24 protein-coding genes are annotated in these 26,146 nt (G+C 64.5%); 6 read left to right on the top strand and 18 right to left on the bottom strand.

Annotated features, from left to right (window positions below; genetic code table 11):
* Window positions 1-60: 60 nt before the first annotated feature.
* Window positions 61-1,437 carry a L,D-transpeptidase Cds6 family protein gene (locus tag WH265_RS01835; RefSeq protein ID WP_339557141.1) on the top strand — a complete coding sequence of 459 codons (1,377 nt, stop codon included), beginning with the start codon at window positions 61-63 and terminating at the stop codon, window positions 1,435-1,437.
* A 69-nt stretch (window positions 1,438-1,506) separates the two neighbouring features.
* Window positions 1,507-2,841, top strand: coding sequence for a L,D-transpeptidase family protein (locus WH265_RS01830; RefSeq protein WP_339557140.1), 1,335 nt, complete (start codon window positions 1,507-1,509; stop codon window positions 2,839-2,841).
* Between the two features lie 98 nt (window positions 2,842-2,939).
* Here WH265_RS01830 and cydX read toward each other — a convergent pair whose 3' ends face one another.
* The 9 genes from cydX to WH265_RS01785 form a co-directional block, all read right to left on the bottom strand.
* Window positions 2,940-3,074, bottom strand: a complete 135-nt coding sequence (gene cydX / locus WH265_RS01825) for a cytochrome bd-I oxidase subunit CydX (RefSeq protein WP_021025677.1) — start codon at window positions 3,072-3,074, stop codon at window positions 2,940-2,942.
* A 29-nt stretch (window positions 3,075-3,103) separates the two neighbouring features.
* Entirely contained in the window at window positions 3,104-4,258 is a 1,155-nt protein-coding gene (gene cydB / locus WH265_RS01820; protein WP_021025678.1) for a cytochrome d ubiquinol oxidase subunit II, read from the bottom strand.
* A 4-nt stretch (window positions 4,259-4,262) separates the two neighbouring features.
* A complete protein-coding gene (locus WH265_RS01815) occupies window positions 4,263-5,864 on the bottom strand; it encodes a cytochrome ubiquinol oxidase subunit I (protein WP_312989266.1) in 1,602 nt (533 codons plus the stop codon).
* Between the two features lie 94 nt (window positions 5,865-5,958).
* The gene (locus WH265_RS01810) at window positions 5,959-7,680 is read right to left on the bottom strand and encodes an amino acid ABC transporter ATP-binding/permease protein (protein ID WP_339557139.1); all 1,722 of its coding nucleotides are present in this window, start codon (window positions 7,678-7,680) and stop codon (window positions 5,959-5,961) included.
* Window positions 7,677-9,407 (bottom strand): thiol reductant ABC exporter subunit CydD, encoded by a 1,731-nt coding sequence (gene cydD / locus WH265_RS01805; protein WP_339557138.1) that lies wholly within the window; start codon window positions 9,405-9,407, stop codon window positions 7,677-7,679. Before cydD ends, WH265_RS01810 begins: the two co-directional genes overlap by 4 nt.
* 472 nt (window positions 9,408-9,879) lie before the next feature.
* Window positions 9,880-10,347 carry a DUF3592 domain-containing protein gene (locus tag WH265_RS01800; protein WP_339557137.1) on the bottom strand — a complete coding sequence of 156 codons (468 nt, stop codon included), beginning with the start codon at window positions 10,345-10,347 and terminating at the stop codon, window positions 9,880-9,882.
* Between the two features lie 37 nt (window positions 10,348-10,384).
* Window positions 10,385-11,782, bottom strand: coding sequence for a TAXI family TRAP transporter solute-binding subunit (locus WH265_RS01795; RefSeq protein WP_339557136.1), 1,398 nt, complete (start codon window positions 11,780-11,782; stop codon window positions 10,385-10,387).
* Window positions 11,783-11,824: 42 nt separating this feature from the next.
* Entirely contained in the window at window positions 11,825-12,847 is a 1,023-nt protein-coding gene (locus WH265_RS01790; RefSeq protein WP_339557135.1) for a P1 family peptidase, read from the bottom strand.
* A 114-nt stretch (window positions 12,848-12,961) separates the two neighbouring features.
* On the bottom strand, window positions 12,962-13,267 hold the full coding sequence (locus WH265_RS01785; protein ID WP_133858436.1) for a hypothetical protein: 306 nt from the start codon (window positions 13,265-13,267) through the stop codon (window positions 12,962-12,964).
* Between WH265_RS01785 and WH265_RS01780 the strand changes: the two genes are divergently transcribed.
* On the top strand, window positions 13,266-13,466 hold the full coding sequence (locus WH265_RS01780) for a hypothetical protein (protein WP_148293081.1): 201 nt from the start codon (window positions 13,266-13,268) through the stop codon (window positions 13,464-13,466). The genes WH265_RS01785 and WH265_RS01780 overlap by 2 nt on opposite strands.
* Here the strand turns inward: WH265_RS01780 and WH265_RS01775 are convergent.
* From WH265_RS01775 to kdgT, 3 genes are all read right to left on the bottom strand, one after another.
* Entirely contained in the window at window positions 13,456-14,301 is an 846-nt protein-coding gene (locus tag WH265_RS01775) for an ureidoglycolate lyase (RefSeq protein ID WP_339557134.1), read from the bottom strand. The genes WH265_RS01780 and WH265_RS01775 overlap by 11 nt on opposite strands.
* 97 nt (window positions 14,302-14,398) lie before the next feature.
* Entirely contained in the window at window positions 14,399-15,160 is a 762-nt protein-coding gene (locus WH265_RS01770; protein WP_339557133.1) for an SDR family oxidoreductase, read from the bottom strand.
* A gap of 75 nt (window positions 15,161-15,235) precedes the next feature.
* Window positions 15,236-16,267 carry a 2-keto-3-deoxygluconate transporter gene (gene kdgT, locus WH265_RS01765; protein WP_116924035.1) on the bottom strand — a complete coding sequence of 344 codons (1,032 nt, stop codon included), beginning with the start codon at window positions 16,265-16,267 and terminating at the stop codon, window positions 15,236-15,238.
* Between the two features lie 256 nt (window positions 16,268-16,523).
* On the opposite strand from kdgT, the gene kduD reads away from it, so the two are divergent.
* The gene (kduD, locus tag WH265_RS01760) at window positions 16,524-17,351 is read left to right on the top strand and encodes a 2-dehydro-3-deoxy-D-gluconate 5-dehydrogenase KduD (protein WP_339557132.1); all 828 of its coding nucleotides are present in this window, start codon (window positions 16,524-16,526) and stop codon (window positions 17,349-17,351) included.
* 41 nt (window positions 17,352-17,392) lie between these two features.
* Entirely contained in the window at window positions 17,393-18,244 is an 852-nt protein-coding gene (gene kdgR, locus WH265_RS01755) for a DNA-binding transcriptional regulator KdgR (RefSeq protein ID WP_339557131.1), read from the top strand.
* A gap of 65 nt (window positions 18,245-18,309) precedes the next feature.
* On the opposite strand, the gene WH265_RS01750 is transcribed toward kdgR, so the two are convergent.
* A complete protein-coding gene (locus tag WH265_RS01750) occupies window positions 18,310-18,984 on the bottom strand; it encodes a phytanoyl-CoA dioxygenase family protein (protein ID WP_339557130.1) in 675 nt (224 codons plus the stop codon).
* A gap of 274 nt (window positions 18,985-19,258) precedes the next feature.
* On the opposite strand from WH265_RS01750, the gene WH265_RS01745 reads away from it, so the two are divergent.
* Window positions 19,259-20,482, top strand: a complete 1,224-nt coding sequence (locus WH265_RS01745) for an MFS transporter (RefSeq protein WP_339557129.1) — start codon at window positions 19,259-19,261, stop codon at window positions 20,480-20,482.
* Window positions 20,483-20,552: 70 nt separating this feature from the next.
* Here the strand turns inward: WH265_RS01745 and WH265_RS01740 are convergent, their stop codons facing one another.
* The 5 genes from WH265_RS01740 to WH265_RS01725 all read right to left on the bottom strand — a co-directional run bounded on the left by WH265_RS01740 (window position 20,553) and on the right by WH265_RS01725 (window position 26,107).
* A complete protein-coding gene (locus WH265_RS01740) occupies window positions 20,553-22,688 on the bottom strand; it encodes a TonB-dependent receptor domain-containing protein (RefSeq protein WP_339557128.1) in 2,136 nt (711 codons plus the stop codon).
* A 284-nt stretch (window positions 22,689-22,972) separates the two neighbouring features.
* On the bottom strand, window positions 22,973-23,413 hold the full coding sequence (locus WH265_RS24205; protein WP_445228129.1) for an SUKH-3 domain-containing protein: 441 nt from the start codon (window positions 23,411-23,413) through the stop codon (window positions 22,973-22,975).
* 21 nt (window positions 23,414-23,434) lie between these two features.
* Window positions 23,435-23,932, bottom strand: coding sequence for an ankyrin repeat domain-containing protein (locus WH265_RS01735; protein ID WP_339537136.1), 498 nt, complete (start codon window positions 23,930-23,932; stop codon window positions 23,435-23,437).
* Window positions 23,933-23,942: 10 nt separating this feature from the next.
* The gene (locus WH265_RS01730) at window positions 23,943-25,361 is read right to left on the bottom strand and encodes an ATP-binding protein (RefSeq protein ID WP_339557127.1); all 1,419 of its coding nucleotides are present in this window, start codon (window positions 25,359-25,361) and stop codon (window positions 23,943-23,945) included.
* A complete protein-coding gene (locus WH265_RS01725) occupies window positions 25,358-26,107 on the bottom strand; it encodes a response regulator (protein WP_339557126.1) in 750 nt (249 codons plus the stop codon). The genes WH265_RS01730 and WH265_RS01725 overlap by 4 nt, the downstream gene beginning before the upstream one ends.
* Between the last annotated feature and the right edge of the window lie 39 nt (window positions 26,108-26,146).

Raw genomic sequence — 26,146 nt, 5'->3', positions numbered from 1 at the left:
ATACGCAAGATTTCTGGCTGTTTTCTGCGGCTTTGGTCCACTGCAACGAGAAAATCCCCCATGCAAAGTGCTTTCCCAGCGCGCTCTACCCTGCGATCCCTGGTGCCCGTCCTTTTTCGCCAGCGCTGGGCGGCGGTCTGCGTAGGTGTGCTGATGGGGGGCGCAGCGCTGCAGGCGCAAGCCGCGCCCACGTCGCCTGCATCGCCTGCCGTGGCAGAGGTGAGCCAGTTGCTGCAGCAGGGCAAGGCAGCGCAGGCGGCCAAAGAGGCCGATGCCTATCTGCGCAAGCAGCCCGGCGATGTGGAAATGCGCTTTTTGCGCGGCGTGATCGCGACCGAGCAAAAGCAGCACGCGCAGGCGATCAAGATCTTCCAGGAGCTGACCCGCGATTACCCCGGCATGCCCGAGCCCTACAACAACCTGGCCGTGCTGTATGCCGCCGATGGCCAGGACCGCAAGGCCGCGCAGGCGCTGGAGCAATCAATGCGCACCAACCCCAGTTACACGACGGCGCATGAGAACCTGGGCGACCTCTACGCCCGCATGGCCAGCGATGCCTATGCCAAGGCCTTGCAGCTGGAAGGCGCGCCCAAGCAACAGGGCCCCCAACTGGCGCTGATCACGCAGATTGTTCCGGCCTCGCTCGCCAACGGCAAGAACGCGCTGGTGCAGGCCCGTGCCGATGTGCCGCCCAAACCGGTGGCGCCACCGCCGCCAGCACCTGTGCCTGCGCCGGTGCCAGCGCCCGCACCAGCACCAGCCCCGGTTGCCGCGCCCAAACCGCCTGCGCCTAGCCCTGCACCGGCTGTTGTAGCCCAAGCGGCATCCACGCCGGCGCCGGCTCCCGCCAAGGCGGCCGCGGCGCCCGCTCCAACGCCAGCACCTGCACCCACGCCGGCCCCGGCCCCCAAGGCGGCTCCGGCACCTGCGCCTACGCCAGCAGCCGCTCCGGCGCCTGTACCTGCTGAGCATGCCAAGGCTGTGGCAGCCAAGGCTGTGGCAGCCAATGCTGTGGCAGCCAATGCTGTGGCAGCCGCCCCAGCCGCCAAACCAGCAGCACCTGTGGCCGAGACCAAGCCCAAGCCGGCGCGCGACACCGCCAAGCTGGATGTGGAGCGCGCCGTCAACACCTGGGCCACGGCCTGGGAGAAAAAGGACATGCCCGGCTACCTGGCCGCCTACAGCGACCATTTCAGCCCAGCCGGTGGCGGCAGCCTCAGCGCCTGGAAGGAAGAGCGGCGCCAACGCATTGTCGGCAAGCAGGCGATTGTGGTGAATGTGCGCAATCTGCAGGTCAGCGTCGAGGGCGAGCAGGCAACGGCCAAGTTCCGCCAGTACTATGCGGCCGGCGCGCTCAAGACCACCACCCGCAAGACCTTGGTGATGCGCCTGGAAAAAGGCCATTGGCGCATCCTGCGCGAGACCACGGGCGGCTGATCGCTCCGCGCTGCACAGGCTATGATCGGCGCTGGTCCGCACAGAAGTCAGTTGAAGGAATCACAGGCTATGCCTTTTTGCAAGCAGTTTTGGCGCTCGGGCGTTGGTGCAGCCGTGGTGGCAGCCGCAGGTGCAGCGCTGGCCGCTGGCTCCCCGGCCACGCCGCGCGCTGCTGCCCAGGCAAAGACGGCCGCTGCCGCCAAGCCCCGCCAGCCCGATGCCGAAGAGCGCCTGGTGCAGATCATTGCGCTGGTGCAAAACCAGCAGCTGGACCAGGCCCTCAAGGCCGCCGCCAGTCTGACGGCCGATGTGCCGCATTTTCAGGCCGCGCAGCTGGTGTATGCCGATCTGCTGCGTTTTCGCTCGGGCCAGCCCGGCGCATTGACGCCCGCTGCGGTGGCCCAGCGCGCCATGGTGCTGCCCGTTAAACATATACCCCTGCCGCAGGCCGACGCAGCTGCGCCGCCCACGCCCGCGGCCAACGCCCAGGGCGCGCAGAGCCTCGAGCAGCTCCAGGGCCTGCAGGACGAGATCCGCCGCCGCATGCAGGGTGCCCAATCGCTGCCGGCCGCCGGCCAGGTGCCTGCGGAGTTTCTGTCGCTGTCACCATCGGTGCGCCAGGTTATCGCCATTGATGCCAGCCAGTCGCGCCTCTACCTGCTGCGCCATGACCAAGGCCAGCTGCAGCTGGTCGACAGCTTCTATGTCTCCGTCGGCAAGCTGGGGGTGGGCAAGCTCGAAGAGGGCGACCAGCGCACCCCCGAGGGCATCTACTTTATTGGCCGCCAGATTGCCGGCCAGCGCCTGCCAGAGTTCTATGGCAAGGGTGCTCTGACCCTGAACTACCCCAATGACTGGGACAAGGCCATGGGCCGCTCGGGCAGTGGCATCTGGCTGCATGGCGCGCCGCCGGACCAGTTCGCCCGCCTGCCCCAGGCCAGCGATGGCTGCGTGGTGCTGGCCAACCCCGATCTGATTGCGCTGATGCGCACGGTGGACAAGCTGACGCCGGTGCTGATCCGCGAGAAGCTGCAGTGGGTGGCGCCAAGCGATGCCTCGCACCGCCAGAACACCGACGCTTTCACGGCCGTGCTGCAGCAGTGGCACCAGGCCTGGATGCAGGACGACCCCCAGGGGGCCTTGCAGCTGGCCACGCCGCAATGGACGGCCTCGCCCGAAGGCCAGGCCTGGCAGACACGCATGGCCGCGCTGTTCAAGGGCCGCAGTGTGGAGCTGCAGGACATCTCCACCTATGGCTGGAAAGACGACAAGGGCGAGATTCGCGTAGCCAACCTGAAACTCAAGAGCCGCGAACAGGCCCAGCCCTTGTCGCTGCGCCAGTACTGGCGCAAGGTGGGCAAGGACTGGCGGCTGTTCTCTGAAGATTTGCAAAACCAGGGCTGATCGCTCTTAGCCCATAGCAAAAGGCCCAAACCAAGGTTTGGGCCTTTGTGCGTTGAGAGCCTTGGCGCTGTGCCAGGCTCAGGGGCTTGTGCCGCAGCTCAGTGCTGCGAGTCCGGGTCGTCCAGCAGCTGCTGGCGCAGCTTCTGGTCTTCGGTCATCTCAAACCACATGGCGTTGAGCACCGCAAAGGCGGCGGCCAGCGGCAGGCCGAGAATCCAGGAGAAATACCACATAGTCGAATCCTTTCTGTGTGCAGCGGCGCTCAGTAAGCGTGGCCGTTGCCGTCGTTGATGTCCTTGGCATTGACCTTGCCCCAGAGGACCGAGTAGACCCAGCTGGTGTAGGCCAGGATCAGCGGCATGAAGATGAGGGTGCAGACCAGCATGATGAACAAGGTCATGTGGCTGGACGACGAATCCCAGACCGTGAGGCTAAAGCGCGGATCGACGGACGAGGGCAGGATCATCGGGAACATCGAAGCGCCCACGGTCAGGATGATGCCGGCAATGCCCAGGCCGCTGGTGATCATCGCCAGGCCATCCTTGCGGGCACGGATCAGCACCGCTGCGATCAGGCAGCCGAGCACGCCGAGGATCGGCGCAGCCATCGTCCAGGGGTGCTGCTGGTAGTTCTGCATCCAGGCGCCGGGCGCGTGGGCGGCGGTCTTGAACAGCGGGTTCGACGGGCCGGTGGTGTTCAGCGCCGAGGTGATGCTGTAGCCGTCAACAAACTTCCACAGCACGATGCCGGCGAGCACGAACAGCACGGCAGTCACAACCGCCGAGATGCTGCCCACGGTGCGGGCACGGGCGGCAATGGCGCCTTCGGTCTTGATGCACAGCCAGGCCGCGCCATGCATCAGCAGCATGGTGACGGAGATGAGGCCAGCGAGGATCGCGAAGGGGTTGAGCAGGCCAAAGAAGCTGCCGTCATAGTGGATGTAGAGCTCGGGCGTCAGGCGGAAAGGCACGCCTTGGAGCACATTGCCCATGGCCACGCCGCAGATCAGCGCTGGGATAAAGCTGCCGGCAAACAGCGCCCAGTCCCAGCGGCTGCGCCAGGCGGGGGACTCGTTCTTGCTGCGGTACTTGAAGGCGACCGGGCGCAGGATCAGACCGATCAGGATCACGAACATGGCCAGGTAAAAGCCCGAGAAGGACACCGCATAGAGCTGCGGCCAGGCGGCAAAGATGGCGCCACCGCCCAGCACCAGCCAGACCTGGTTGCCTTCCCAGGTGGGGCCTACGGCGTTGATGATGACGCGGCGCTCCAGGTCGTTCTTGCCCAGGAAGGGCAGCAGCATGCCGGTGCCCAGGTCAAAGCCATCCATCACGGCAAAGCCGATCAGCAGCACGCCCAGCAGGACCCACCAGATGACACGCAGGGTGTCGTAGTTCAAAAGTGTATGCAAGATCATGGTGTTACTTTCCCGAATAGGTGGGTTGCGCCGTGGCGATCGAGGCATAGCTCAGCGGCTGCGGGTCGCGCTGCTCGGGCTCGAGCTCGGGGCCCTTTTGGATGGCCTTGAGCATCAGCTTCATCTCGATGATCAGCAGCACCGTGTACAGCGCCACAAAGCCCAGGATCGTGATCAGCAAGGTGGTGACGCCCAGGTTGGACGCGGCCACAGCGGTGGGCAGCACGCCTTCGATAATCCAGGGCTGGCGGCCAAACTCGGCGACGAACCAGCCGCACTCGATCGCAACCCAGGGCAGCGGGATGGACCAGACGGCTACCCACAGCAGCCAGCGGCGGTTTTCCAGCTGGTGGCGCGAGGCGAGGTAGAAGAAGACAGCCGTCAGCACGATGAAGAACATGCCCAGCGCGACCATGATGCGGAAGGTCCAGAACAGCGGAGCCACCTGGGGAACCGTATCCCAAGCCGCCTTGGCGATCTGCGCATCGGTCGCCTGGCGCGGGTCATCGACATAGCGCTTGAGCAGCAAGGCATAGCCTAGCGACTTGCCATTGGCCTCGAACTGCTCCTTGAGCTCGGGCGAGATCGTGGTCGTTGAGCCGGCATCGCGGATTTTTTCCAGCGCGTCATAGGCCTTGATACCGTCGCGGATCAGCACCTCGGCGTGCTTGACCAGGTCGTTGATGCCCTGCAGCTCGGTATCGAGCGAGCGCGTGCCGATCAGGCCCATCGCCCATGGGATATGGATCGCGTAATGGGTCTCGCGCGCTTCCTGGTCGGGGAAGCCGATGGCGGTGAAGGCGGCCGGCGCAGGCTCGGTCTCCCACATGGCTTCGATCGCGGCGAGCTTCATCTTCTGGTGTTCGCCCGACAGGTAGCCGGACTCGTCACCCAGCACCACCACCGACAGCGAACCGGCCAGGCCAAAGGCGGCAGCCACGGTCATCGAACGCTTGGCCAAGGCCACATGGCGGCCCTTGAGCAGGTACCAGGCCGACACGCCCAGCACAAAGATGGCCGCGCAGACATAACCGGCAGAGACGGTGTGCACAAACTTGGCCTGCGCCACCGGGTTGGTGAGCACGGCGGCGAAGTCATTGACCTCCATGCGCATGGTCTGCGGGTTGAATACGGCACCCACGGGGTTCTGCATCCAGCCGTTGGCGATCAGAATCCACAGCGCCGACAGGTTGGTGCCCAGGGCCGTGAGCCAGGTGACGATCAAGTGCTTGACCGGCGAGAGCTTGTCCCAGCCGAAGAAGAACAGACCGACAAAGGTCGCCTCCAGGAAGAAGGCCATCAGCCCTTCGATGGCCAGCGGGGCGCCAAAGATATCGCCCACATAGTGGCTGTAGTAGCTCCAGTTCATGCCGAACTGGAACTCCATCACCAAGCCGGTGGCCACGCCGATGGCGAAGTTGATGCCAAAGAGCACACCCCAGAACTTGGTCATCTGGCGCCAGATGACGCGCCGCGTCATCACATAGACCGTCTCCATGATGGCGATCAGCATGGACAGCCCCAGGGTCAGAGGTACGAAGAGAAAGTGGTACAGGGCTGTGAGTGCAAACTGCAATCTTGATAGCCCGACGATGTCGAGATCCATGAACTGGTCCTTCCGTGTTGTAAGTGCTCGATCTGGTAGAAAAACTACGTGGGTTCCAAACTGACAAATCCGTGGCTTGCGCAGGCTGCGGGGGCTAGCCAGGCCGCAATCGCTGCAGCAGTGCTTCAAACTCCGCCGTGCCCTTGCGCGCTTGCGCCATGCCTTCTTGCAAGGGGGCGATCCAGACAATGCGGTCGGCGTGGCGCGCCTCGCGCTGCAAATGGCTGGCCATCACGATGGCGCCCTGGCCGCTGGCGGCCCGCTTTGCATGCCATTGCGCAATCGCGTGCATCACCTGGGCGGCGGTCTGGCGGTCCAGGCCTTCGGTGGGTTCGTCCAGCAAGCTCAAGGCTGCTGGGTGCAGCAGCAGGCGGGCCAGCGCCAGGCGGCGTGATTCACCCCCCGACAGGCCCGTGCCCTGGCTGCCCAGGGGCGTGTTCAGTTGCCCCGGCAGAGCGTCGATGACATCAGCCAGGCCTGCCGTTTGCAGTGCGGCCCACAGCTGGGCATCGCTGGCGTCAGGCCGGCCCAGGCGCAGGTTGGCGGCCACGCTGGCCTGGAACAGCTCCGTGCGCTGGGGCAGGCTGGCGCATGGCTTGCGCAGCACCTGGCCGGCACTGGGCGCCAGGTCGCCGGCGATCAGCGCCATCAAACTGGATTTGCCCGCGCCGCTGGGCCCTGCCAGCACCAGCCATTCGCCATCGGCCACTTGCAGATCGATCTGCTGCAGCAAGGCGCGGGCGCTGCCGGGGTGTTGCAGGCCCACGGCCTGCATGTCGACGGCCAGACCGGCTGTCGGTGCGCGGTCTTCTGTGGCGGCGGCAGGGGCCGGGGTATCGAGCAGCGGGGCAATGCGGCGCGCAGCGAGCAAGGTGCGGCCCGCTTCCATCGCGCCACGGCGGATGTGGACGAGGGGCTCCAGCGCCGCGAGCAGCAGCAAGGTGGCCAGCGCGGCAATGGGCGCGCCAATCTCGCCCTTCTGCGCCAGCCAGGCCGCGCAAAGCAGCGCAGCAGCGGTGGCGCAGTGGCCCAGCATCGCCATCGCAACGGCCACCTGCGATTCCAGCCGGTTGAGGCGGATATCGGCAGCCCACTGCTGGCGCTCTGCCGCAGCAATGCGGGCCATCTGGCGCTGCAGGCTGCCGGCCATCACCAGCTCGGTCTGCGCGCCCACCGCATCAATCACCTGGGCCCGCAGATGCTCGCCGGCAAAACTGCGGCGCAGCGCGGTCATAAAGCCCTGGCGCACACACCAGGCCACGCAGGCCAGGCCACCGGCCAGCACCATGGCGCCCACCAGCAGACCGCTTTGCCAGTTCAAAAAGACCGTCAGCGCCAACGCGGTGACGCAGGCGCTGACCAGCAGCGAGACGGCGGGGGTGAGCAGGCGCAGGTAGACGGCATCCAGCGCATCGATATCGGCGGTGAGGCGGTGCAGCAGGCGGGCAGGGCGCTGGCGCAGCGCCAATGCGGTATCGGCGGCAGCCAAGCGCGAGAACAGCTGCACCCGCAGGGCGGCCAGTACGCGCAAGGTGGCGTCATGCGTGACGACCCGCTCGCTGTAGCGCGCGCCGGTGCGCAGCATCGAGAAAAAGCGCACACCCGCGCCGGGCGCAAACACATCAAACACCACGGCCGTGGCGGTAGACAGACCCGCCACATAGGCAGCGGTGAGGAACCAGCCCGACAGGCCCAGCAGCGCCATGCCGGCGCACACGGTGATTGCAGCGAGCACACTGCCCAGCAGCATGCGCCGGCGGTAGGGCGATTGCGCAAACAGCTGGACGATGGGGCGCAGCGCGTTCCAGGCCTTCATGCGATGCTCCTCATGGCGGCGGGCAGGCCAGCGGCAATGGGTGCTTGGCTGCCATCGAGCGACAGCACCCGGTCCATGCAGGCGGCCAGCAGCGGATCATGGGTGGCCACCACCAAGGTCGCGCCGCGCGCTGCCAAGGCCAGCAGGCCCTGGCGTACAAACTGGGCGGTCTCGGCATCGAGGTGGGCCGTGGGCTCATCGGCCAGCACCAGGCGGCAGCCGGGCGTGGCGGCTGCGCGTGCCAGGGTCAGGCGCAAGGCCTCGCCACCCGACAGGCCCAGGCCCCCATCGCCCACCACGGCATTGCCGCGCAAGGCCAGCACGGGGCCCAGGGCCGCGCTCTGTACCGCTCGCTGCAGTGCGGCCTCGTCGATATCGCGGCCCAGGCGAATGTTGTCCACCAGGCTGGCGGCCAGCACATGGGGCTTTTGCGCGACCCAGGCCATGCCGCTGCGCAGGCCGGCGGCGTGGGCTGCATCCATGGGCCGTCCATCGATGTGTATGCTGCCTGCGCTGGGGGCTGCCAGGCCCGCGATCAGCGCCATCACGGTGGATTTGCCGCTGCCGCTTTCGCCCCACAGCGCGACGCGCTCGCCAGCCGCAATCTCGGCGCTGAAGGACTTGACCACCAGCGGGCTGTCGGCACTGTATTGAAAGCTGAGATCGTTGATCGTCAGCGCGGCAGCTGCTGCCGTGTTGGCGCTGGCAACGCGGGCTTGGTCGCTATCGCTACCACCCACCAGCTGCGGGCCAGGCTGCTGCAGCGCTTGCAGTGCCTGCTCGGCCGCCACACCGGCGGCCTTGTCATGCCACACGGCCGAGAGTTCGCGCAGTGGCTCAAAAAATGCCGGGGCCAGCAGCAGCACAAACATGGCTTGTGCCAGCCCTAAGGTGCCGCCCCAGCTGCCAAACGGGATCTGGCCCAGCAGATGAAAACCGACATACACAGCGACCAGTGCCACGCCCAGCGCGGAGAACAGCTCCAGCACCGCAGAGGACAGAAAGGCAATCTTGAGCACGGCCATGGTGTTGGCGCGCAGCTGCTCTGCGGCATTAGCCAGCTGTTGCGCCACCTGCCCGACGGCACCCAGCCCGCGAATACTGGCCAGGCCCTGCAGGCGATCGAGCAAAAACTGGTTCAGGTTGCCGACATCCTGCAAATGTTTTTTGCTGGCCGCCTCGGCCCGCCAGCCCACCAGCGCCATAAAGATCGGAATCAAGGGCGCAGCCACCAGCAGCACCAGGCCCGCCACCCAGGATAGGCAGAACACACAAACCAGGATGACCAGCGGCACCACCATGACCTTGGTGCGCGCCGTGGTGTAGCGGGCCCAGTAGGGCGTGATGTGGTCGGCCTGCTCGTTGAGCACACTGGCCGCCAGCCCGGCCGATGGGCGATGTGGGTGCAGGGGCGAGTGCAGCGCCAATGCCTGCAGCGCCTGCAGCCGCAGCTGCTGCGTATGGGCGCGCGCTGCGGCAAAAGCCCGGCGCAGGCCATAGCCATCGACCAGGGCCCGCAGCAAACCCAGCGCCAGGAACAGGACGCAAGCCTTGGCCAATGTCGACCAGGCCGCTTGCTGGTGAATCGCCTCAATCCCCCAGGCAATCACTGCCGCCTGCGGCAACCACAGCAAGGCTGCCAGCACCTGCCACCACGCGCCCTTCGCAGAGGGGCGCGTTGCCACAGCAGGGCTGCTGGCGGAGGAGGTGGCGCAGGTGGATGGCATGGGGTAAGTTTTTAGTTTTCAGAAATTCTTGAAACTATTGTATATCCAAGATACTCATTAATTCAATTTATCGAATACCTGATACGAACTACCTTCGACGAAGGTGTGGCCCTTGTCTGTCAGCGCAAATGCGCAGATTGCTACTAAATTCAGAGCACTCAAGGCCCTAAAAAACTAGATTAAGCAGAAATTGCTGCAGTCCAAAGAGCCTTCAGTCCTGGCTGCCGCACGGTGTTTCGGGCCCGCTTTGCCAAGAGCTTGAGCCGATTGTGTTGCCTAGAGTGTGAACAGAGCTTGCTGTAAGTCAAGAACAGCGCGGGTTCTCCCTAGGTGGTGAACCGAGGCGGGAGAGGGCGTTGTTTTGGGGGCTACTCAAGGGGCAGGCTCTGAGCCTGGAGTAGCAGCTCCTAGCAAGAGCGAAGGAGGCCGGTGAATTCGAGCGGATATTGAAGCGTCGGTGCGCGCTTATCTGTCAGGCTGCAGGCTGACCGATTACAAATAGTAAAAACCACAGTACCCACACCCAAAGGCCGGCAAGTCCAAAAGACAAAGAGAGAATTCGGAATACCCAAACCGATAGCCTGAAGGGTGCTCGCGAGGCGAGTTCCATTTCCTGCGGATCCAGGGGGTTGTAGAGAATGTCAACCGTTGCGCCAATCTTGGCAGGGCGCTGCCTGCTGCCCAGGCGCGTGGTGCATTGAATCGATTGACCATTGGGAAGGGTGAAAGCGATTTCAGGATAACAGTTCATCCGGAACTTGGGTCTGGCAATGCGACTGTGTGAACGCCATTGCAGACCGATGACCGTGCCGGTAGCTGGGCGCGCCGTGGCTAGAAAGCGCTGAACATCCTGTGTCACTGCGCGGCCCACGCGCCATAGAAGCCATGCAAACGCAAGTGCGGCCAAGGAGCCAAGCAGCATTACCAGGGATATCAGCATCACCAAGTTCCCGGCTTCATCTAGTTGCCGCACCGCATCATTCAGCCTGAATCCCGGCGTCAGTCCCTGCTCCCTGCTGCTCCAACTTCTGCAGCACCCAATGAATATGGCTACGCAGCGCATACAACTCATCCGCATACGACAGCGGCACGGTGATCTTCTCCACCTTGCGGCTCAGCGCCAGCAGCTCAGCCTGGATGCTGGCCCGGTCGGGCTCGGGTTGCTCCATCTCATGCTCGATGGCGCGAAGCTGGCCGTACCATTTGAAGACGCGTGAGCGCACACGGAATTGGTAGAGGGGCGGTACGACCCGCGATAGCGGCAGCATAAAGGCCAGCAGGACACCCAGCACCAGCCACATGCGCTCGACCAGGTTGGCGAGCCAGAAGGGCAGGTAGCGCTGCAGCAAGGGGGCGGGTTCGTTGATGGCGCGCACGCCTTCGGGGGCGACGGCCAGTTCGCTGCTGCGGGTGTTGGGAAAGTCACGCGCCCGGTTGAACCAGCCCGCCTGGCTGTGGATACCCTGCGAGGCTTGGGCGAAGAGTTGCTTGATGGCAGGGTGGGTGTCATCGCGGGCCAGCAGCGAGGTGGTGGAGGCCAGCAGGTGCACGTTTTGCGGCGGCACATTGGCGGCGAGGTCGACAATGCCGCGCGGCAAGGTGACAGGGCTCAGGAACCTGAACTTGCGGCCGTAGGCCTCGTTCTGCGGAAAATCCATCAGCTGCACGCCGGGTGTTTTCAGCAGCATTTGCACCATCGGCGATTCAGGCGCCGACACCAGCACCAGCGCATCGATCTTGCCGGCCAGAAACTCGACGGTTGCGGGCGTCTCGGCCAGGTGTGACACGCGCAGCTGGGCCAGATTCAGGCGGTTGGCCTCCAGCAATTGGTTGAACAGATTGGGCACGCCGCTACCGGCGGTGCCGACATTGACACGCCACCCCGCCAGTTGCGTCAGATTGCTGAGGTGGGCGCGCTTGGTCAGGTGCTGCGCAGCATCGCTGCGGTAGAACAGCCAGACGGGCTCGACAAACAGCGCGCCCAGCGAGGTGAGGCTGTCCAGGTCGTCCTCGGTCAGCTCGGCAGTGCCGCCTTGCACAAAGGCCAGATCGACCTTGCCCTCGCGCAGTAGCTGCAGGTTGTCGAAGGAGCCTTCGCTGCCGACCAGTTCCACGCGGATCTTGTTCCTGGCCAGGGGGGTGCGGTACTGCTCGCCAAAGCTGGCGTAGGCGCTTTGGGCCGGGCCGGTGGCCAGCTTGACCTGCGAGGGCGGGTTGGGCTTGAGCCACCAGTAGGCCCCGATGATCAAGGCCACGGCAAGGATCACCAGCGGGCCGCCGGAGACCAGCGCATCGCGGATATTGAGCACCAGGGTGATCAGGGTTTGGCGCAGCCCGTAGGCTTTTTGGCGCATGGACGTGGAGCGGTCACCCATGGTGTGTGGCGGGCTGCCGGCGCAGCGCTGTTGGAATGGCGCCTACTGTAAATCAGCCGCGCTGGGCAGGTGCAAGGCCTTGTGGTTTTCTCCGGCTTCGATTTGTAAACGATTGGCATGCAGCACCGCCTGCAGGGTGGCCTGGGCCACCGCTTCGGCGGCCATCGTGGCCAGCACCATCATGCCCAGGCTGCGCCCGGCGGCGCCAGTACCCAGGCAGAACAAGGTGTCGCCGTCGGACATGGTGTGCACCGGGTTGATGGCGCGCGCCAGGCCGTCGTGGCCCACAGTCGCCAGGCGGCTGGCCTGGGCCTTGGTGATGGTCGCGTCGGTGGCGATCACACCAATAGTGGTGTTGGTGCCCGCCAGCAGGGGCTGGGGCGGCTCGCCGCGCAGCAGCGCGCGGCGCGTGTCGATGAGGCCCAGGCCATCGCGGGTGCGCGCGCCGGCCACCACCTGAGCGGTGTCCGGGTGCAGCACATCGCCCAGTGCATTGCAGGCAATGATGGCGCCCACGGTGACGCCATCGACAGTGACGGAGGCCGTGCCGATGCCGCCTTTCATCGCCCGTTGGATGCCAAAGATCTTGCCTACGGCCGCTCCGGCCCCCGCGCCCACATTGCCTTGCGCGGGCATGGCGCTGCTGGCGGCCTGGCAGGCGGCATAGCCGGCCTGGGCATCAGGGCGGATGCGCATATCGCCCACCAGCACATCAAACAGCACGGCGGCAGGCACCAGCGGAATGCGGCCCACAGAGATATCGAGGCCTACGCCTTGCTCTTCCAGCCAGCGCATGGCGCCGCTGGCCGCATCCAGGCCCCAGGCGCTACCACCCGCCAGCATGATGCCGTGCACGCGCTCGACCAGGTTGGTGGGGTGGAGCAAGTCGGTTTCGCGCGTGCCGGGTGCGGCACCGCGCACATCGACACCGCCCACCGCCCCGGCTTTGGCCAGGATGGCCGTGCAGCCGGTGGGGCGGCGCGTGTCTGTGAAGTGGCCCACTTCGATGCCTTGCACCAAGGTGATGGAGCCGGCCGGAGCCATGGGGAGGGGGGAGGAGGACATGGCCCGATTGTGGGCCAACTGGGCTTGCAGCTGCAGCGGCCAATACAGTGGGCTGTCAAACAGGTGTCTGGCAGCCCGCAAACATGGATGAGCAAGAGTGCGAGCGCGCGCCGATCAGGGGCGGATGACGATCTGCGGGCTGATGACAATCGCATCGGGGGTGCGGGGCGCCACCAGCACCGGGGCGGCGTAGGCGGGCTGCGGGGCGTAGTAGGCGGCCGGGCGGTCATGGCAGCGGCGCTTTTCCTTGTATTCGCCATTGCGCTTCCACTTGCGCTCCACCTTGCAGTTGCCGTCCCAGAACTGCTCCTTGTGTTCCTTGCGGTGGTGGTGGCGGTGGCCGCCACCGTGGGCCCAGCTGGCATCGGCCAGGCAGGACAGTGCCAGCGCAGTGAGCAAAGGGGTCAACAAACGGTTCATGGCAGGGGTTGGAGTTGTGGTGGATGCTGGCAGCTTAGCGGAAAATCCTGTATCAAAAGATGAGCAATGGTTGCTTTGTACATCAGCTGTTGCGGCTGTTTTGATGGTTGAAATCTATGGCGATGGCAGCTACGATTTTTCCACCTGTAAGCACCCGTTGCCGCGCTGGCGCCGGGTGCTACGTGTCATCAGGCGTTGACGGTGGTTTGCTGCTGCTCACCCAGGCCTTCAATACCCAGGCGCATCGTTTGGCCGGCCTTTAGGTAGACAGGATTGGGCTTGATGCCCAGGCCCACGCCGGGAGGCGTGCCGGTCGAGATGATGTCGCCCGGCTGCAGGCTCATGCACTGGCTGACATAGGCGACGATCTGCGCGACCGTGAAGATCATCGTCTTGGTGTTGCCGTTCTGAAAACGCTTGCCATCCACATCCAGCCACATCGACAGGTTTTGTGGGTCCGGCACTTCATCGCGCGTCACCAGCCAGGGGCCAATGGGGCCAAAGGTGTCAAAGCCCTTGCCCTTGTCCCAGGTACCGCCGCGTTCTATCTGCCATTCGCGCTCGGACACATCATTGACCACGCAGTAGCCGGCCACATGCTCCAGCGCCTGCGCTTCGGTGATGTACTTGGCGGCCCTGCCGATGACCACGCCCAGCTCGACTTCCCAGTCGGTCTTGGTAGATCCACGGGGAATTTCAACCGCATCGTTGGGGCCGCAGATGGCGCTGGTCCATTTGTTGAAGATCACCGGCTCGGTGGGGATGGCGGCGCCCGATTCGGCGGCGTGGTCGGCGTAATTGAGGCCGATGCAGATGAACTTGCCCACCCGCGCCACGCAAGGGCCGATGCGGGGCTGGCCGGGCACCGCTGGCAGGGTGCTGGGGTCGATCGCGCGCAGGCGGGCCAGCGCGGCATCGCCCAGGTGCGCGCCTTCGATATCGCCGAGCACGCCGGAGAGGTCGCGCAGGGTATTGCTGCTGTCGAGAAGGCCGGGCTTTTCCTGGCCCACCGGGCCGTAACGCAGTAATTTCATGTCATCTCCAATGGATCAAATTGCATGCAGGCGCCAGTCTAGGTGCCTGCAGCTAGGGATGCTGTCGCGCAGCGGTAAAAGTGGGGGCTAGCGGGCTTTAGTTGGACCAGCCGCCATCAATCACATGGGCCTGGCCGGTGGTAAAGGCCGCCTCGTCCGAGGCCAGATAGGCCACCAGCGCGGCAATCTCCTCAGGCTTGCCGACGCGGCCCATCGGCTGGCGGGCCACAAAGGCGGCGCGCACGGCGTCCACCGAGAGGCTATCGTGCGCTGCCTGGGTGGCGATGCGCTGGCCAAGCGATGGCGAATCGACGGTGCCCGGGCAGATGACATTGCAGCGCACGCCCCGGGTGCAGTAATCGGCAGCGATGGACTTGGTCATGCCGATGACGGCTGCCTTCGACGCACTGTAGGCAAAGCGGTTGGGCACGCCCTTGATGCTGGAGGCGGCCGAGGACATATTGATGATGCTGCCCCGGCCGCGCTGCAGCATGCCCGGCAAAAAGGCGCGGATGCTGCGGTACATGGCTTTGACATTGAGGTCAAAGGCAAAGTCCCAGTCCTCTTCGCTGCATTCGAGCACGCTGCCGGCATGCACAAAGCCCGCGCAGTTAAAGAGGATGTCGATGGGGCCGAGCACTTCGGCCAGTGTCTGGATCTGGGCGCTGTCGCGCACATCGAGCTGGCGCGCATCGAGGCCCGAGCCTGCCAGCGGGCCGATATGCAAGTCGGTGGCAATCACACGGGCGCCGTCGGCTGCCAGGCGCTCGGCGCTGGCGCGGCCAATGCCTTGCGCCGCTGCGGTCACCAGGGCCACCTTGCCTGCCAGGCGGCCGGTGGAGACGGAAGAATGGGTCATGGAGTCAGTCCTGTGAAAGATGCCAGGGCGCGCTATGGACCAGCGCGCCAGGCGAGGGGGTAAAGCTGAGTGCGCTTAGAAGTGCCCGTCCTGGGCCAGCTTAGGCGGGCTGCCAGCGGCGCTGGTTGGCGGGGTGGGCGCTGCCACCGATGCCTGCGGGCGGCGGCCATACTTGCGCGCCCACATGGCGGTGAGGATCGGAACCAGGATGGCGGTCAGCAGGCAGGCGGTGGCGGTAATGGCGGTGGCCGAATCGGCCATGGACTTGAGCTCGGGCACCATGGTGCCGATGATTTGCGGGTTGGCAACAGCTGCACCAGCGGTGGACGAGGCGGCCAGCCCCGCAGTGCCATTGCCGCCGCCGATGTACTTATCCGCCAGGATCAGCGGGATGCCGGTGACGATGATGACGGCCACGCCGACAAAGACGCCGGTAAAGCCGCTCTTGGCGATGACGCCCAGGTCAATCGAGCAGCCCAGCGCAAAGCCGAAGAACGGAATCAGCGGATGCACGCAGCGGCCAAAGAACTCGCGCAGGTTCGCATCCAGGTTGCCCAGCGCAAAGCCGATCAGAAACGGCAGCACCGCGCCGGCAAACAAGCGCGGCTCAAACACCGCCACGCCGGTGGCGCCCAGGATCAGCATGCTGACCAGCGGGCCCGACTCGATGGAGGTGAGCACAAAAGCGCCTGCCTCCTCTTGCGTGCCGTATTGCTGCATCAGCGCGGCATACAGCCCCCCATTGGTCATGTCCATCGCGGTGACCAGCGCGAGCACCGACAGGCCGGTGAACAGCCCTGTCTGAATGCCGCCGGCCGGCAAGAAGCGCGTGGCTACCATCGCCACCACCCAGGCGACCAGGATCTTGGTCAGCACCAGGGTGCCGGATTTTTTAAGCACCACGCCGGTGGCCTTGAGATTGATCGTTGCCCCCATGCAAAAGAACCAGACCGCGAGGATCGGCACGGTGCCGGTCATCAGCCCGTTGGTGAACGAGCCAAAGTACTTGCCGGCATCTGCTGCAAAGGTGTGCACGCAGGCGCCCAGCAGCAGGGGGATCAGCATGAGCCCGCCGGGCACACGCTCAATGGTTTTCTGGATTTCCATGTCTCGCTCCTCACACTTTGGTGGTGAATTTGTTATCGCTTGTAGAGGTGTTGTCCGATGACTAACGGATCAACCGGGACAGTGTTCCATAAATTCAAATTCAAAAAATAGCTGGTAAACCCTTTGTCTTTTGCCATTCATAAAAATTTACGGAACAGTGTTCTGAAAAATTAAGAATGTGTTCCAATGGTTGCCATATCTCCCGGTCAGCCCGCGTTTCGGCTGGCCGCTTTTGTACCCCTTGCATTCACCAGCCATGTCCGATTCATCCCTTGCCCCAGCGCCTGTCGCAGCCCCCGCCAGCCCCCGCCACCCTTTTGATCTGCAGGGGCGGGTAGCGCTGGTGACCGGCTGCAATACCGGCATTGGCGCGGGCATTGCGGTGGCGCTGGCGCAGGCGGGGGCCGATATCGTCGGACTCAACCGCAGCGATGCCCGCCAGACGGCAGCGCAGGTGCAGGCGCTGGGGCGCAGATTTGTGCCGATACAGGCAGATCTGTCTGACACGGCGGCCATAGGCGATGTGCTGGCCCAGGTGCTGGCGGCCTGCGGGCAGGTCGATATCCTGGTGAACAATGCCGGCATCATTCGCCGAGCGGATGCCTTGGACTTCAGCGAAGAGGACTGGGATGCGGTGATGAACACCAACCTCAAAAGCCTGTTCTTTCTATCGCAGGCTGTGGCGCGCCATATGCTGGACTGTGCCGCGCAGCAAGGTGCGCAGTGGCGTGGCGGCAAGATCATCCATATCGCATCGCTGCTGTCGTTCCAGGGAGGGGTGCGTGTGCCGTCATACACCGCAGCCAAGAGCGGCGTGCTGGGTTTGACCCGGCTGATGGCCAATGAATGGGCCGGCAAGGGCATCAATGTGAATGCGATCGCGCCCGGCTATATCGAGACCAACAACACCGAGGCGTTGCGCCAGGATGCAGGCCGCGCCGGTGAGATCCTGCAGCGCATCCCCGCGGGCCGCTGGGGGCAGCCTGCGGACCTGGGTGGCGCGGCGGTATTTTTGGCCTCCAGCGCGGCCGACTATGTGCATGGCCATACCCTGGCCGTCGATGGCGGCTGGCTGGCCCGATAATCGAGGCCATCCACCACAGCCCAACACAGAAGGACGGACCGATGAGCGAGAGCCCCGCAGCCATGGACAAGACCGACACCGTCGCCGCGGTGGAGAAAGCCTTTGCCATTCTGGAATGCCTGGGCAACCAGCGCGATGTCAGCGTGACCGCGCTGGCCCAGCAGCTGGCGCTGTCCAAGTCCTCTGTGCACCGGCTGCTGCAAACCTTGAAGGCGCTGGGCTATGTGGCGCAGGATGGCGAGTCCGAGCTGTACCGTGCCACCTTGCGGCTGTTTGAGCTGGGCGGCAAGGCGCTGGAGAACACCGACCTGGTGCGCGAGGCCGATGAGGACATGCGGCGCCTGGGTGCGCTGACCCGCGAGACCATCCACCTGGGCGCGCTCGATGAGGACGCGATCATCTACATCCACAAGATCGAATCGGATTTTGGGCTGCGCATGCAATCGCGCATTGGCCGGCGCAAGCCCTTGCACAGCACCGCCATTGGCAAGGTGTTGCTGGCCTTTATGCCGGCCGAGCAGGCGCGGGAGTTGCTGTCGTCGCAGCCGCTCAAGCTGTTCACGCCCCGCACCTTGAGCTCCGTCGATGCCGTGATGGACATCCTGCCCCGTGTGCGTGCGCAGGAGGTGGCCGAAGACGACGAGGAGGCCGAACCCGGCCTACGCTGCATTGCGGTGCCCGTGTTTGACCGCTTTGGCCATGTGATTGCCGCGCTGTCGGTGTCCTTTCCGGTCATGCGCTGCGGCGCCGATACGCCGCACTACTACCGCACACTGCTGAAAACCGCCAGTGCGGCGATCTCGCAAAAGATGGGCTGGCATGCGCCGCACATTGCCAAAGATGCGAAAGACGCAGAAGGCGAGCCGATCAGCACAGGAGACGCGCCGGTTTAACGCGGCTGGCGCTGCTTGGGTTCAGCCGGGTACCAAGCGGGTACCAAGCGGGTATCAAGCTGGCATCAGACAGATGCCAGCACAAAATCGCCGGGCGCATAGCGTGCGCTGGTATCCATGCGTACCTGGCGCAGCGCAGCCGTTTGCTGGTACGCGTCGTACAGCCCCTCGGCGGCATAGTTGATCAACAGGCTGCGGCGGTGCGCGCCGCTGGGGTTGAGGCTGGCGGCATGCAGCAAGTCGACATCGAACACCAGAATATCGCCGGCCTGGCCAGAGATCTGAATCGCCTGCGATTCGTCATGCTCGCCGCGCGCCGCTTCTTCGGCGTTGGGGCGGTGGCTGGCCGGAATCAAGCGGGTAGCGCCATTGTCCGGCCCAAAGTCATCCAAAAACGCCAGCGCGCCCACGGTATCGCCCGGGCGCTGGTTGGACAGATCGCGGTGCAGGCGCTGGTAGCCGCCGCCTCCAATGGGCTCGCGCCCTTCCACTTGCGACAGAAAAAAGCGCTCGCCAATCAGCACGCCCGCTGCGGCCAATAGCTGCGGCAGCTGGCACACGGCGAGTATCTGGGGGTTGTCATCGACCAGTGCATGGCGCCAATCCCAGCCCCGGGGCACGGGCCAGTGGCTGGTGATACCCGCATCAAAAACCTCGCGCAAACCCGGCAGCCAGTCGGCCGGAATGGCCTGGCGCAGCAGCAGATAGCCGTCGTGCTGGAGCTGTTCACGGAGGCCCATGGTTTGCCTTTCAAGCTGCGGTTGGGGTGAGGGCGGATGAGGTGCAGCGGGCAGTATAGCCAGCGGCGGTAGGGAGACCGGCGTAGATCAGCAGCCTGCATGGCCGTGGTAGCTGCTGACGGATGCTAGATTGCGGACATTTCTGTCCGATATGTTCTGCATCTCGGCCTGATTGTCTTGCTGCGGCAATCGCTGCACCATGGCGGCTGTTGTTTTTCACCCGCCAGCGGCCTATAGGCCTGCTCGGGTTTGTACAGGACCTTCGCTTAGTGCCATGGCAGATTCTTCTTCGCTTTCTTCCCACCCATCCCCCCATCTTGAACCCAGCTGCCCACCCCGGAGCGGCGGCCTGCCGCTCGCATCACTGCTGGCACTGGCGCTGGCGGGCTTTGTCACCATCCTGACGGAGGCCTTGCCTGCCGGTTTGCTGCCGCAGATCAGTGCCGGGCTGGGGGTGTCGCAGGCGATGGCGGGGCAACTGGTCAGCCTGTATGCGATCGGCTCCTTGGTGGCGGCGATACCGCTGACGGCGGCCACCCAGCGCATGCGCCGCAAGCCCTTGCTACTGGCGGCCTTGGCCGGTTTTGTGCTGGCCAACAGCATCACGACGGTGTCGGGCAGCTATGCGCTCACCTTGCTGGCGCGCTTTGTGGCGGGCGTGGCGGCAGGCCTGCTTTGGGCCTTGCTGGCCGGCTATGCCACGCGCATGGTGCCGCCGCACCAAAGCGGGCGCGCCATCGCGATTGCGATGCTGGGCGCGCCGCTGGCGCTGTCGCTGGGCCTGCCGCTGGGCACCTGGATGGGCCAGCACCTGGGCTGGCGCCTGTGCTTTGCCAGCATGAGCGTGCTGGCGCTGCTGCTGATGGCCTGGGTGCAACTGCGCCTTCCCGATTTTGCCGGCCAGCCCGCTGGCCAGGCTTTTGGTTTGGGCCAGGTCTTCCGCCTGCCTGGTGTGCGGCCGGTGCTGCTGGTGGTGCTGGCCTATGTGCTGGCGCACAACCTGCTCTACACCTATATCGCGCCCCTGCTGGCGCCTGCCGATCTGGGCGCGCAGATCGACCGGGTGCTGCTGGTGTTTGGGCTGATGTCGGTGCTCAGTATCTGGATCACCGGCCTGCTGATTGACCGCCATCTGCGCGCGCTGAGTTTGGCGAGCACGGGGCTGTTTCTGTTGGGCGCTGTGCTGCTGGCGCTGGCGACGGAGCTACCCGCTGCCGTTTACCTGGCCGTGGCCGTCTGGGGCCTGGGCTTTGGTGGGCTGCCGCCGCTGCTGCAAACGGCCTTGGCCAAGAACGCAGGGCCGGCAGCCGATGTGGCGCAGTCGATGCTGGTGACCTCTTGGAACCTGGCCATTGCCGGGGGCGGCATGGCCGGTGGCGTATTGCTGGCCCAGTGGGGTGTGGCGGCCTTCTCGCCAGCGGTGCTGCTGCTGATGCTGCTGAGCCTGGCGGTGGTGTTGCTGGCCAAGCGCCATGGCTTTGCAGCGGCCCAGCTCTGACAGAGCAGGCGTAGAAAAAGGCGCTGAGACAGGACTCTCAGCGCCTTTGCCTTTAGGGCGTTAAATCAGCTTAGAAGCTGGCCGTCAGTGTCGCAAAGAAACGGCGGCCGGGCAGGTAGAAATTGTTGCCCACATCGCGGTTGCCGCTGGCATTGCGGTCAAACAGGTTCTTCACGCCGGCGTTGATGCGCAGCGCCTGGTTGATGCGGTAGTTGGCAGCCAGGTCGTACAGCACATAGCTGTTCTGGATGCGCTGCTCGCCAAAGTTGGAATTGTCGGCCAGGCGCTGGGCCAGGCCCATTTGCTTGCCCACCAGCTCGGCGCCCAGGCTCAGGCCCAGGGCAGTGTTGACCTGCCAGTCCAGCACCGAGGAGCCGCTCCATTTGGAGACGGTGGTCAGCGCCACGCCGGTGGTCTTGTTCTCGGCCTTGAGCATATGGGTCAGGCTGTTGTTCCAGCTGATGCTGCGGCTCAAAGGCACGCGCAGATTGGCTTCCAGCCCGCGCGTGATGGCCGCGTCGATGTTCACATACTGGGCCCAGTAGTTGGTTCCGCCCGGCAAGTAGCCAATGCCTTGCGAATCGATCTTGTCCTTGAAATCGGTGTTGAAGAAGGTCAGGCCCGCTTGCCAGCCTTCATGCTCCCAGGCGGCGCCCAGCTCCCAGTTCTGCGAGGTCTCGGGCTTGAGGTCGGAGTTGCCCCGGATGCTGCAACCGCCGCCGGCGTAGCCGGCAAAGCCGCAGCCCGCGCCTTGCGACTGGCTCACAAAGTTCTCGTTCGACTGGCGCAGGTTGGGCGCGCGGAAGCCTTCGGAGTAGCCGCCACGCAAGGTCCAGGCAGCGCTGGGGTGGTAGACCAGGTAGGCACGCGGGCTGATGTGCGAGCCGTAATCGTCATGGCGGTCACCGCGCAGTCCCAGGGTCAGGGTCAGGTTGTCGCGCAAAAAGATCTGGTCTTCGACAAACAAGGCCTGCGACTTGGCCTGCTTGTAGCTGAGGCCGACCACGCCCGCTTCATTGGCGACCGAGCCCACCGAGTTCGGGTTGTCCAGCTCCTGGCGCTGCCACTGCGCGCCCACGGTCAGCATCTGGTCAAAGCCCCATTTGAAGGGCATGGTCACCGAGCCGTCGAGGATCAGGTCTTCCGAGACCGAATGCGTGCTGTAGGTCTGGGTGGCGGTGCCGCCGGGCACGGGCACAAACTGGCCGTTTTCAATGCGCGGGGCGGTCGTCTCGTTGCTGTATTTGCTGTGGCTGAGCGAGAGCTTGGACGTACCAAAGCTGTATTTGCCCTGGTGGGTCAGGCTGGTGCTTTCGCGCTCCATGTTCGATGGCCCACGGGTGGTGGCAGCCGCCGCAAAGCCGCCCGGGTTGCTGGTAGAGGGCGAGGGGCCACCCAGGGTCTTCCACTCGGCGCGCTGCACATCCAGGCTCAGCTTGTGGCTGTCGTTGATGTCCCAATCGAGGCGCGCGCCCAGCGACTGGCGCTTGGCGCCTTCCCGCCCGCCACCCCAGCGGAAGGCGGTGGTGCCGTCTTCCAGGCCACTGTCGGCCTGGCGGTAGGTTTGCTGGCCATTGAGCTGCAGCTTGAAGCCCTTGCCCAGTGGGCCGCTGATGTTGAAGCCACCGCTGTAGTCATTGCCACGGATGGATTCGGGATTGATCTCGGCACCGGCCGAGACCTGGCCGCTCCATGTATCGCCGCCTTTTTTGGTGATGATGTTGATCACGCCGCCCATTGCGTCCGAGCCGTAGAGCGAGGACATGGGGCCGCGCACCACTTCGATGCGCTCGATCGCCTCGGGCGCAATCCAGTTGAGCTCATTGCGGGTGTAGCGATCAAAGGTCTCGCTGGAGCTGCCTACGCGCACACCATCGACCAGGATCAGGGTGTACTGCTGGGGCAGGCCGCGAATCTGGATGCTGGTGCCGCCATCGGGCGTGGTGGCTTGCGTGAGGCCCGGCACGCGGCGCAGTACCTCGTTCAAATCAGTGGCAGGCACGCGCGCTATGTCTTCGGCGGTCAGCACCGTCAGGCTGGCGGGTGCGTCCTTGACGGCCGTGGCCGTCGCAGCCGCCGTCACGGTGATCGTGTCCAGCGTGGTGCCGGGCTCCGTGTTGCTTTGCGCCGATGCGGCCGATGACAGGCACAGGCCTGCGGCCAGCGCAATGGGAAGAAGGGGGAATGAAGCAGCGGGATGGGACATGACAACAAACAAGGGCAGTAAGACAGCCTGCAGGCGACGCAGCCCTGGGCATTGCCGGGCGGGCCAAAGGTATGCAGAGCGGAGCTGGCTGGCGTGGACGCGGCGCAGAGCCGATCACGTTGGCTGGGTGAGCAAATGAATTCGCAATCAGAATCATTTGCGATGCATGTGGCTGGCGTTTGCCTGTTTGTGTCAGTTTGTGACTTGACTGCAAGACCTCTGGCTTCTGGCAGCCGTCCACGAATGTACTTTGCAGCGAAGCACCAAGTGGAGGTGCATATTGACTAAGAATCTCGAGCTAGCGGTGACGCAAATTTGTAACCCAGAAGCAAGGTGAGCATGGCGTTGCCAAACGAATCTCCCAATGGGTAAAGGCAACTGTCCGGGTCCGTGAATACGAAGTACCGACCCTGGTCGTTGACAAACAGGATCATGTGGTCGTTGTGTGCAGTTGCAAAGGCAGCGCAATTGCCGACCTGGAGTCGCCACGGCGAGGTCACAGCGCTGACGGTCGGGCGGAGCTGGGAATAAAAACTGATATCGCTTTTGGCTTGCTCTACTCCTGAGCCAATTTCGCCTACATGAAGCGCTGCGAACTGTCGCAGTATTGCTGTTGCTAGCCCCTCTGAGTTTGCATTGTCAGCATCCACAGACTTGGACGTGGGATGCGGCCGCCATCCTGCCGTGAGGAAGAGCTGCTCAATGGATGGAGGGAGGCTGAGCATATGGAGTGGGCTGATTTTGGGCTACCGTTGAGCGCAAGCTGAGCCAGCGTCGGCTTGAAGCAGTTTTATGATTTCCTGATGGCCATGAATTACTGCGGATCGAATGGGCGTGTCGCCGTCATCGTTTTTGGCATGGGCCGAAGCCCCACGCTCCAGCAGCAGCTGGACTGCGTCAATATGGCATTGCTCTACCGCTTCATGTAAGGGGCTATAACCGTGCTCACCGGGGCTGTGGATATCGGCTCCAGCATCCAGCAGTGCGGCGATGGCTGCAATATCGCCTTGGGTGGCGGCTATGTGCAGTGGTGTGGAGTTCCAGTTACCACGGGTGTGAACAGCAATGCTTGCGATGCCGATGAATTCAGGCAAAGAGGCAATTTTCTCCAAGAAGTTTTCAAGTACGGAGTCGTTCACAGTATTCAATGCGCGGCGAAAAATAGTCTGGGCTTGATACTGGAGCAGTTTAGCGGCTGGCATTGGCTGTATGGCCTGCTGCACAAATGCCTTGAAATCTGGCATCCAGATGCATTCAAGCCGGCAACTCAATCACCGCCCTTAGCCCACCTTCGCTGCGGTTATGCAGCTTCAGCTCTCCTCCATGCGCCCGCACGCATGAGCGCGCAATCGCCAGCCCCAACCCAAAGCCACCGGTCTCCCCGTTGCGGGCGACCTCCAGCCGGCTAAAGGGCCGAAAGGCCCGCTCCATGTCCTGGGGCGCAATGCCGGGGCCTTCGTCTTCGATTTCCATGCGCAGCGTGCCGGCGGTGCCCGGGTCTGCGGCATCCGGCACGGTCAGCCGGACCTGCACACGGCCGTAGCGCGCGGCATTGTCGATCAGGTTGGCGAGGGCGCGCTTGAGGTGGGCCGGGCGGCAGCGGTAGCTGATGCTGGGGGGCGGCATCCAGTCCACCTGGCGGCCCAGGCTGCGCTGCTGCTCGACGACCTCGCCGACCAGCGCATCCAGGTCTACCGGCTGGGTGGTTTCGCGCATCGCATCGTCCTGGGCAAAGTGCAGGATTTCTTCGACCATGCTGTGCATTTCGTTGATGGTGCTCACCATCGCCTGGCGCAGCTCGTCATCGTCCACCAGCTCGGCGCGGATGCGCAGCGAGGTGAGGGGGGTGCGCAGGTCGTGGCCAATGGCGGCAACCATGCGGGTGCGGTCGTTGACGACGCCGAGCAAGCGGTCCTGCATCTCGTTGAAGGCCTCGATGATTTCGCGCACGCCTTCGGGCCCGGACAGCGGCAGGTGCGCGGAGCGCTCGCCCCGGCTGATGCGCTGGGCCGCCTCGGTGAGCATGCGCAGCGGCTGCATGATGCGCCGGCCAAACAGTACCGCAATGACGATGATGGGCAGCATGCCCACGGGGATGGAAAAACTCAGCACCCGGCTCCAGTGGCTGAGCAGCATGGTCGGCAGGTGCCAGCTGCTGAGCCACTGGCCATCGGGCAGGCGCACATCGACATGCAGCATCCAGCTGCCATCTTCTTCAAACGCCGGGCTCAGCAGCGCGAGGATGTCCTGGTCCACATCGCCGGCCTGGCTGGCTGCCAGGGGTGAGCGCATGCGCAGATGGATGCGCACCGGCGGGTCCGCAGCGTTGGCACCCGCATCCAGCCCCAGGCGCTCTTGCAGCCTGGCGGTGAGCTTGGCTTCCTGCTCGGTGACGGGCTGGCCGTCATCAAAAGGGCGCGGGCGGATGCGGAACTGCGAATCGGGCAGGCTGATGCTTTGCACCAGGCGCTGGGCGGATTCGGGGCTGCTCTCCAGCGCGCGGTAGGCGGCAGCCACCCGGGTCTCGATGGTGTGGGCCGACAACGGGTGGACCACGTCACTGTCCTGGCGCAGCCAGGTGAGCAGCAAGACGGCGGCCAGGTGGGCGACGACCAGGGCCAGCAGCAACAGCGCGAGCAACTGGCCGGCCAAGGTGCGCGGCAGCAGCTTCATGGCGCCAGGCGGATGTTTCTGGCCGCCAGCAGGTAGCCGTCGCCGCGCACGGTCTTGAGCATGCGGGGCTGGCGCGGGTCGGATTCGAGCTTTTTGCGCAGCCGGCTGATCTGGGTGTCGATGCTGCGGTCAAAAAACGCGGCGCCTTCGCGCTGGGTCAGGTCCATCAATTGCTGGCGGCTGAGCACGCGGTTGGGGTTCTCCAGCAGCGCGCGCAGCAGGTGGAACTCCGCGGTGGTCAGCGGCACGGGGCTGAGGCCGGGGTCCTGCAGCTCGCGCGTGGTCAGGTCAAAGGACCAGCCTTCAAAGGTGTAGCGCTTTTCTGCCAAGGCTTCTTGCGCAGGGGGCGATTGCGCTGCATCTTCAGCCCGCCTGCGCGCGCCGCGCCGCAGCACGCTGCGCACCCGGGCCACCAGCTCGCGCGGGTCAAAGGGCTTGAGCACATAGTCATCGGCGCCAATCTCCAGGCCTGCCACCCGGTCGGCCTGGTCGGTCATCGCGGTCAGCAAGATGACGGGGGTGCCGATGTGCTCGGCAACAAAGCCGCACAGCGACAGGCCGTCCTCGCCGGGCAGCATCACGTCCAGGATGATGAGATCGTAGCGGTGGTCCTTGAGCAGTTGCCGCATGGCGATGCCATCACCGGCGGTGTCGACATCGAAGTCATAGCGGCGCATGAATGTGGCAAGAGGGTCGCGGATGCTTTGGTGGTCATCGACGATCAGGATGCTGCGTCGCACGTTCATGGAAATTCAGGCGTTGGCAAATGAGATTACTTCTTATTA

This window comes from Comamonas sp. MYb396 (genome assembly GCF_037479555.1).
Taxonomy (GTDB): domain Bacteria; phylum Pseudomonadota; class Gammaproteobacteria; order Burkholderiales; family Burkholderiaceae_C; genus Comamonas.
This window is presented reverse-complemented; position numbering and strand designations above follow the sequence as displayed.